Annotated in this window: 1 pseudogene; it reads right to left on the reverse strand. The window is 37.4% G+C overall.

From position 1 onward, the window contains the following. Positions 1–120: 120 nt before the first annotated feature. Positions 121–519, reverse strand: a pseudogene (locus tag D0817_RS24765) (DUF932 domain-containing protein); the annotation flags it as partial. Positions 520–649: the final 130 nt, after the last annotated feature.

Below are 649 nucleotides of genomic sequence, written 5' to 3' on the forward strand. Positions count from 1 at the left end.
TGTTAAGGCATAATTGCCGACAACAAAATAATGTAAAGTAAAATAGAATACACATTGTGTAGCTACAGCTAAAAGAACAGATTGACACAGACTATTTTACATAATCTTTTACTTTCCATAACCATTGCCCAATGCCTCTGCGGTTTCGTACAAAATGCCCTCGCCACCCCCTACAATGGCATCAAAAAAATTGAAGGCTTCACGGTTCTGTACAATTTGGTAGTCTTTGCCGACCACTCCTAATACTGCATTGTTATCGGTGCGGATGTTGGCAAAATAATTAGGCACTTCCAATTCGTTACAGCCTATTTCAATACCGTCAGCCGTTTCAATAATGCCCGAACCTTTGGTAAATATTGGGGATTTTACGACTTGGTAATCCAATCCTGCGTGTTTTATAGCTTCCTCACTTGTTGGGTACTCTGAAACGATCTGTCCCAAGCCGTGCCATGCTTTCTGTTGAACGCTAAAAAATGAATAACGTCCTGTTTTCTCGTTGAAATTGATATTATGTGCCATGATTGGATATTCTGGATAAAGTGAGCACCTAATTCTGGATAAAAGTGAGCAGTATAAATGAACTCAAAAAGGTGTCTAAAAAGTAGTTTAAAAGTATAAAATTATTTTACTCTATTGGTTGTTTTTCTAT

This window comes from Flavobacterium cupreum (assembly GCF_003996965.1).
Classification (GTDB): Bacteria; Bacteroidota; Bacteroidia; order Flavobacteriales; family Flavobacteriaceae; genus Flavobacterium; species Flavobacterium cupreum.